The sequence below is a fragment of the Rhodococcus aetherivorans genome (assembly GCF_011058165.1).
GTDB lineage: Bacteria > Actinomycetota > Actinomycetes > Mycobacteriales > Mycobacteriaceae > Rhodococcus > Rhodococcus aetherivorans.
Map to the genome: position 1 here is coordinate 1 of NZ_JAALEG010000168.1, position 3932 is coordinate 3932.

At 68.5% G+C, this 3932-nt stretch carries 4 protein-coding genes; 3 read left to right on the forward strand and 1 reads right to left on the reverse strand.

Annotated features, from left to right (window positions below):
* The 3 genes from G6039_RS29765 to G6039_RS29775 all read left to right on the forward strand — a co-directional run.
* The coding region (locus G6039_RS29765) for a DUF2189 domain-containing protein (RefSeq protein ID WP_478384773.1) at nt 1-697 on the forward strand (697 nt) is incomplete at its 5' end.
* Nucleotides 698-746: 49 nt separating this feature from the next.
* Nucleotides 747-1793 carry a DUF2189 domain-containing protein gene (locus G6039_RS29770; RefSeq protein WP_043799043.1) on the forward strand — a complete coding sequence of 349 codons (1047 nt, stop codon included), beginning with the start codon at nt 747-749 and terminating at the stop codon, nt 1791-1793.
* A 117-nt stretch (nt 1794-1910) separates the two neighbouring features.
* Nucleotides 1911-2636, forward strand: a complete 726-nt coding sequence (locus G6039_RS29775) for a queuosine precursor transporter (RefSeq protein ID WP_006946396.1) — start codon at nt 1911-1913, stop codon at nt 2634-2636.
* A gap of 67 nt (nt 2637-2703) precedes the next feature.
* Here G6039_RS29775 and tgt read toward each other — a convergent pair.
* Nucleotides 2704-3932, reverse strand: a 1229-nt coding sequence (gene tgt, locus G6039_RS29780) for a tRNA guanosine(34) transglycosylase Tgt (protein WP_164528184.1), incomplete at its 5' end; no start/stop codon positions are given.

Genomic DNA, 3932 nt, shown 5'->3' on the forward strand with positions numbered 1-3932 from the left:
GCCCGGCAGCTACCCGCCCCCGCCGCCCGGCAACTACCCCTCGGGCGGTAGCCAGTACGGCGGATTCGGCGCCCCCACGCAGCTCAACGTGGGTGACGCGATCGGCTACGGCTGGAAGAAGTTCAGCCAGAACGCGGGCGTCTGGATCGCGTTCGTCGTCGCGGCGGCGCTGATCCAGTTCGTGATCAACGTGATCTTCGGCGGCTTCGACACGAACGAACTGACGGCGCTCAGCATCATCGGCGCGATCGTCAGCGTGTTCGTCAGCATCCTGATCCAGGCCGCCTACGTGCGCGGCGCGCTGCACGAAACCGACGGCAATCGTCCGTCGTTCGGCTCGTTCTTCCAGTTCGAGAACATCGGCGCCGTGGTGGTCGCGAGCCTGCTCGTCTCGCTCATGACCGTGGTCGGTTTCATCCTGCTGATCATCCCCGGCTTCATCGTCATCTTCCTGACCTGGTGGACGCTGCAGTTCGTCATCGACCAGAACCAGCAGCCGGTGGACGCGATCAAGTCCAGCTTCCGGGCCATCTCGTCCAACGTGGGACCGCTGCTGCTGCTGGCGCTGGCTCTGGTCGGCATCAACATCCTCGGCGCCATCCCGTGCGGCCTGGGTCTGCTCGTCACGATTCCGCTGACGATCATCGCCTCCACCTACGCCTACCGGGTGACCACCGGCCGCGGCGTCGCGCCCTGACGGACCCGGGCGTTCCACGACGCGGCACGTTACGAACAAGAGGAACAAGATGACCACCGGGGGCTACGAGTCCAATCCCGATCCGCAGGATCCGAACAAGTACCCGGGCGCGCAGCCGTACGGCCCACCGCCCGGGTACGGTCCGCCCCAGGGTTACCCGGCGCAGGGACCGAACTACGGCGGGCCCCCGCCCGGCTATGCCCCGCCGCAGGGCCCGCCGCAGTACGGCGCTCCCCAGTACGGCGCTCCCCAGTACGGCGCTCCCCAGTACGGCGCTCCGCAGTACGGTGGCGCCCAGTACGGTGGCGCACCGCAACAGCCCGGCCCGCAGTACGGGCCGCCGCAGTACGGGAATCCGGCCGGGTACGGACCGCCGCCCGGATACGGCGCCCCCGGCGGCTACCCGCCTCCACCCGGCTTCGGTCCTCCCCGCGCGCAGATCAACATCGGCGACGCGCTGAACTACGGGTGGCGCAAGTTCAGTGAGAACGTCGGCGGCTGGCTGAGCCTGGCCGGTGTGATCGTCGTGGCCGCCCTCGTGTTCGGTGCCCTGATGTTCGGCGTCGTGATGGCCTCGACCACGACGGACCGCTACGGCTACAGCACGGGCATGTCGGGCGTCGGGATCGTCGTGATGATCGTGCTGATCGTCGCGTTCGTCATCGGCATGCTCGTCGTCCAGGCCGCCGCGGTGCGCGGGGCCCTGTACGAGCTGGACGGGCACAAGCCGGCGCTGAAGGACTTCTTCCGCGTCGGCAGCCTCGGTCCGATCCTGCTCGTCTCCCTGCTCATCGCGGTCGGCACGCTGCTCGGCTCGCTCGTCATCGTCGGCGGCATCATCGTCGCCTTCCTGACCGTGTGGGCGCTGCATTTCGTCATCGACCAGCGGCAGGACGCGGTCACGGCGATCAAGTCGAGCGCGTCCGCCGCCGCGGCCAACGTGGGGCAGCTGATCCTGCTGTGGCTGGTGCTGTCCGCGATCAACTTCGTCGGCGCGCTGCTGTGCTACGTCGGCCTGCTGGTCACGGTGCCCGTCACCACCATCGCCTACGCATACGCGTACCGGGTCGTCACGGGCGGACGGGTAGCCCCCTGACGGCACGTCGCGGAGCCCCCTGACGGCACGTCGCGGGCCCCGATCCAACCGGGTCGGGGCCCGCGTCCTTTTCGTCCGTTCTTCGCCTTCCTCCGGTCCGAGTGCTTGGATGGCCGGGTGACAGAGCACGTGCAGACCCAGCAATCCGACCATGCGCACTTCGCCCGCGTGGTCCGCAGCTACTACCCCGGGCTGGTGGCCCTGTTCACGGCGGTGCTCATCATCTCCAACGTCGCCGCCAGCAAGGGCGTGGCCTTCTTCGGCGACGCCGAGTGGGCGCTCGGCCCGCTGCAGGTCCTGCCGATCATCACCGACGGCGCGTTCTTCCTGTTCCCGCTCGCCTACATCGTCGGTGACGTCCTGAGCGAGGTGTACGGCTTCGCCGCGACCCGTCGCGCGGTCTACTACGGCTTCGGTGCGGTGGCGCTGGCCGCGTTGTGCTTCTGGATCGCCCAGCAGCTGCCGCCCGCCGACTTCTACGAGAATCAGGCCGCATTCGAGGCGGTCCTCGGGGTGGTGCCGCGGCTGCTGCTGGCCGGCCTCGCCGGCTACCTCGTCGGGCAGCTGCTCAACTCCTACGTGCTGGTGCGCATCAAGGAGGTCACCAAGGAGAAGCACCTGTGGGCGCGGCTGATCGGCTCCACCGTCGTCGGCGAGTTCGCCGACACGCTCATCTTCTGTGCGATCGCCGCCGGCGTCATCGGCATCACCACGTGGGCGGACTTCGTGAACTACGTGGTGGTCGGGTTCCTGTGGAAGACGCTGGTCGAGGTCGCCGTCATGCCGGTCACCTACGCGGTCATCGCGCACGTGAAGCGGCGCGAGCCGACCTACGCCGAGTGAGCGCCGCGACCGGTCCGGTCGTCCGCGGCAGCCGTCGCGGACGACGGTGGAGTTCGCGAACCCTCACTCACCGCCGCGCGTAGAACCGGCCCAGGGTCTCGGCCTTGTGTTCCTCGAGGTACCCGCCGTCGATGGCGGCGCGGATCTCGTCGACGAGGCGCACCGTGAACCGCTCGTTGTGGATGGTGCACAACGTGGACGCCAGCATCTCCTTCGCCTTGAACAGGTGGTGGATGTACGCGCGCGTGTAGTGCCGGCAGGTGTAGCAGTCGCAGTCCTCGTCGATCGGGGTGAAGTCGCGGCGGAACCGGCTGGTGTTGATGTTGAAACGCCCGTCCGGGTGGTAGATCGCCGCGTTGCGCGCCACCCGCGACGGGTTCACGCAGTCGAACGTGTCGACGCCGTGCTCGATCGCGACGAACATGTCGTCGGGCTCGCTGATGCCGAGCAGGTGCCGGGGCTTGTGCTCGGGCAGTTCCTCGGTGCACCAGCGGACGATGGTGCCGAGGTTCTGCTTCTCGAGCGCCCCGCCGATGCCGTAGCCGTCGAAGCCGCGGCCCGACTCGCCGACGATCGATTCGAGCCCACGGCACGCCTGCCGGCGCAGGTCCTCGTACTGCGCGCCCTGCACCACCCCGAACAGCGCCTGGTACGGACGGTGGGCGCGCTGCGCCGTGAGCTTCTCGTGTTCGGCGATGCACCGCACCGCCCACGCCTGAGTCCGTTCGACGGACTGTTCCTGGTAGCCGCGGGTGTTCATCAGGGTGGTCAGCTCGTCGAACGCGAACATGATGTCGGCGCCGAGCTGATGCTGGATGCGCATCGACACCTCCGGGGTGAACCGGTGCCGGGAGCCGTCGAGGTGGGATTTGAAGGTGACCCCGTCGTCGTCGACGTGCGCGAGCCGCTCCTTGCCTTCGGCGATGACGTCGTCGGACCGCACGCCCACGGCATCCATCGCCAGGACCTTCTTGAAGCCGACCCCGAGGGACATCACCTGGAATCCGCCGCTGTCGGTGAAGGTGGGCCCGTCCCAGTTCATGAACTTACCGAGCCCGCCCGCCTCGTCGACGATGTCCGACCCGGGCTGCAGGTACAGGTGGTACGCGTTGGCAAGCAGGGCCTGCACCCCGAGTTCCTTCATCGCCTCGGGCAGGACCGCCTTGACCGTCGCCTTGGTGCCCACGCCGACGAACGCCGGGGTGTGGATGTCGCCGTGCGGGGTGTGGATCGTGCCGGTGCGTCCGAGTCCGTTGGCGAGCCGGGTGCCGACGGTGAAGAACGGGTCGGGCGGGC